The sequence below is a fragment of the Actinoplanes regularis genome (assembly GCF_900188005.1).
GTDB lineage: Bacteria > Actinomycetota > Actinomycetes > Mycobacteriales > Micromonosporaceae > Actinoplanes > Actinoplanes regularis.
This window is the reverse complement of the sequence record NZ_FZNR01000058.1, coordinates 1-4156: the sequence shown is the minus strand read 5'-3', so window position 1 is coordinate 4156 and position 4156 is coordinate 1. Positions and strand designations below refer to the sequence as shown.

The 4156-nt window shown below is 72.4% G+C and carries 1 protein-coding gene; it reads right to left on the bottom strand.

Annotated features, from left to right (window positions below):
• Window positions 1-4049, bottom strand: a 4049-nt coding sequence (locus CHC09_RS44730) for a type I polyketide synthase (RefSeq protein WP_218827195.1), incomplete at its 3' end; no start/stop codon positions are given.
• Between the last annotated feature and the right edge of the window lie 107 nt (window positions 4050-4156).

Here is a 4156-nt window from a genome sequence, read left to right as displayed (position 1 = left end):
CCAGCCACGTGTGCGGCGACGATTTCTCCGACCGAATGCCCCGCCACAAAATCCGGACGCACACCCCACGACTCAACCAACCGGAACAGCGCCGTCTCCACAGCGAACAAACCCGCCTGCGTCCACAACGTCTGATCCAGCAACTCACCACCGCCGAACACCACATCCCGCAACGCCGACGGCAGGAACTCGTCCAACGCCGCACACACCTCGTCGAAGGCCGCAGCAAACACCGGGAACGCCTCATACAAGCCACGGCCCATCCCCGACCGCTGCGCACCCTGACCGGTGAACAACACCCCCAGACCACCAGACCGCGCCACAGCCGGAACCACCGACGCCAGCGCCGAACGCCAACCGTCACCATCAGCGGCAACCACCGCCGCCCGATACGGCAACTGCGCCCGAGTCGACGCCAGCGACCACCCCAGATCCACCAGCTCGCCGGACCACCCGCCCAGCCGCGCGGCCGAATCCAGCACCGCCTGACCCGAACGCCCCGACAACGGCGCCAACACCGGACCCGACACCACCCGCCGCGCCACCGGCGCCACCACAGGCGCCTGCTCAACGATCACGTGCGCATTCGTCCCCGACACCCCGAACGACGAGACACCCGCCCGCCGCGGACGATCCACAACCGGCCACTCACGCCCGGCGGCGAGCAACTCGACCTCGCCCGACTCCCAGTCCACGTGCGGGGTCGGCTCGTCGACGTGCAGCGAGGCCGGCAGCACACCGTGCTGCATCGCCATCACCATCTTGATCACGCCGGCCACGCCGGCGGCGGTCTGGGTGTGCCCGATGTTCGACTTGATCGAGCCGAGCCAGAGCGGCTCGCCCCCGGCCCGGTCCTGCCCGTACGTGGCAAGCAGCGCCTGCGCCTCGATCGGGTCACCCAACGTCGTACCCGTACCGTGCGCCTCAACAGCATCCACGTCGGACGGACGCAGACCAGCACTTGCCAGCGCCTGCCGGATCACCCGAGCCTGCGACGGACCATTCGGCGCCGACAGACCATTGGAGGCACCGTCCTGGTTCACCGCCGAACCACGCACCACGGCAAGGATCCGGTGACCGTTGGCCTGAGCATCGGAGAGCCGTTCGAGCAGGAGCAGACCGACGCCCTCACCCCAGCCCGTGCCGTCGGCGGCGGCCGCGAACGGCTTGCACCGCCCGTCGGCGGCCATGCCCCGCTGCCGGGAGAACTCGATGAAGGCGCCGGGCCCGGCCATCACGTTGACGCCGCCGGCCAGGGCCAGGGTGCACTCACCCTGCCGCAGCGACTGGGCGGCCAGATGCATGGCGACCAGCGACGACGAGCACGCCGTGTCGACCGTCATCGCCGGGCCCTCGAGACCGAGGACGTATGAGACGCGACCGGAGATGACCGCGGTCTGCCCGCCGGTGATGAAGTAGCCCTGCGCCTCTTCCGGGATCTCGTACGTTTCCGAGCCGTACCCCTGAGAGCTGGCACCGACGAAGACGCCGGTCGCGGTGCCGCGCAGCGTCGCCGGGTCGATGCCGGCCCGCTCGAAGGTCTCCCACGACGCTTCGAGCAGAAGCCGCTGCTGCGGGTCCATCGCGAGCGCCTCGCGCGGGCTGATGCCGAAGAAGCCGGCGTCGAAGCCACCGGCGTCGCGGACGAAGGCACCCTGGCGGGTGTAGGTCGTACCCGGGTGCGCGGGGTCGGGGTGGTAGATGGCCGCCAGGTCCCAGCCGCGGTCGGTGGGGAACTCACCCATCGCGTCCCGGCCCTGGGCGACGAGATCCCACAGTTGCTCGGGCGACTCGACGTCGCCCGGGAATCGGCAGGCCATGCCCACGATGACGATCGGCTCGTCATCCAGCGGGCGGGCGGCCGGCGCCGTTTCGGTGTCGCCGGCCGAGGTGCCGAACACCTCCGCCAGCAGGAAGTCGGCCACGGCGGCCGCGTTCGGGTGGTCGAAGACCAGGGTCGAGGGCAGGCGTACGCCGGTGGCGGCGCTCAGCCGGTTGCGCATCTCGACCGCGGTGAGCGAGTCGAACCCGAGGTCGCGGAACGCTCTCGTGGGCTCGATGCCATCGCTGTCGTGGTGCCCGAGAATCGCCGCCGCCTGCTCCCGGACCAGCGCGAGGACGACACCGGGCCGCTCCGCGTCGGCGACGCCGGCGAGACGCGCGGCGAGGGCGGACGCGGTGGTGCCGGCCGGCGCCTCGGTACGCGTGAGCGCCGCCCGCACCTCGGGCAGGTCCCCGATGAGTGGCCGTGACCGGCTGGCGGTGAAGGCCGTGGCGAAGCGTTCCCAGTCGACGTCGGCGACCGCGATCGACGTGTCGTCCTGTTCGACGGCGCGGATCATCGCCGTGACCGCGGTCGGGGGGTCCATCGGGCGCAGGCCCCGGCGCAGCACGTACTCCTCGTCGCCGGCCTCGCCGAGCCCGCTGCCGCCGCCCCAGAGCCCCCACGAGATGGTCGTGGCGGTCCGTCCACGGGCGCGACGGCCCGCGGCGACGGCGTCGAGGGCCGCGTTGGCGGCGGCGTAGGCGCCCTGCCCGGCCCCGCCGATCAGTCCCGCGTTCGACGAGAACAGCACGAACGCGTCGAGCGGGGTGTCGCCGAGCAGGTCGTCGAGGTGCCGGGCGCCGGCCGCCTTGCCGGCCAGCATCCGGTCGGCCAGCGCCAGGTCGGTGTCGGTGAGAGCGGCCACGTCCCCGACGCCGGCCGCGTGCACGACGGCGGTCAGGGGCAGCTCGTCCGGGATGTCGGCGAGCACGGCGGCGAGCGCGTCCCGGTCGGCGGCGTCGCAGGCGGCGACGGTCACCCGGGCGCCGAGGTCGATCAGTTCGGCGATGAGTTCGCCGGTCCCCGGGGCGGAGGCCCCGCGGCGGCCGGTGAGCAGCAGATGTTCGGCGCCGTCGGCGGCGAGCTTGCGGGCGACGTGCGCACCGAGCGCGCCGGTGCCGCCGGTGATGAGGACGGTGCCGTGCGGCTGCCAGCGCTTTCCCGGCGATCCGGCGGGCACCGGCGCGTGTGTGAGGCGGCGGGCCTGGATGCCGTCGGGACGGATGCTGATCTGGTCCTCGTCGCCGATTCCCGCGAGCACCCCGGCGAGCCGGGTGCTGGTGCGGGCGTCGGTCTCGCCGCTCAGATCGACGAGACCGCCCCAGCGTTGCGGGTGTTCGAGCCCGGCGACCCGGCCGAGGCCCTGGATCGCGGCCTGGGTGGGGTCGGTCCCGGCGTTCCGAGTGATCATCCACAGTGGGGCTTCGAGCTGGGCGGCGTCCATCGCCTGTACGAGGGTGAGGGTGGCGGCCAGACCCGCGGTGACGTGCGGCGCGTCCGGGTGGGCACCTCGATCGGCGGCGAGCAGTGACACGACGCCACGCACGCCGCCGGCCGCGGCGTCGAGCAGTTCGCGGGCCAGGGCGGCGGGATCGGTTCCCACTTCCAGGCGTACGGCGTTGCCCCCGTGCCCGGTGATCGCGTCGGCGACCTCGGCGATGTCCGTGCCCGGTGTGGCCGCCAGCAGCCAGGTGCCGGCGAGGTGCACGGCGGCCGGTTCGGCCAGGCGCCGCCAGGTGATCCGGTAGCGCCAGGCGTCCGCGGCGGCCTGCGTGCGCTCGCGGCGTCGCCAGCCGGCCAGCAGCGGGAGCATGGTGCCGAGGGAGTTGCGGTGGTCCTCCTCGGTGACGCCGAGATCGGCGGCGAGGGTGGTCAGGTCACCGTCCTCGACCGCGGTCCAGAAGCGTTCGTCGACCGGGTCGGCGGTGGTGCCGGCGGTAGCGGGATCGTCGGCTTCCAGCCAGAAGCGGTGCTGTTCGAAGGCGTACGTCGGCAGGTCAACAGGCCGCCCGGCCGGGACGATATCGACGTCCGCACCAGCGGCGTAAGCCTCACCGGCCGAGGTCAGGAACCGACGCCAACCACCCTCATCCCGCCGCAGCGTCCCCACCACCCGCGCACCGGTATCCGCCAACGGCACCGAAACCACCGGATGCGCCGAGACCTCAATGAACAGCCCGAACCCGTCAGCAACCAGCGCCGACGCCGCATCAGCGAACCGCACCGGCCGACGCAAATTCTCAAACCAGTAATCGTCACCGAACGACTCGACCCACTCACCGGTCACCGTCGACAACATCGGAACCGTCACAGAACCCGACGGCACCCGCC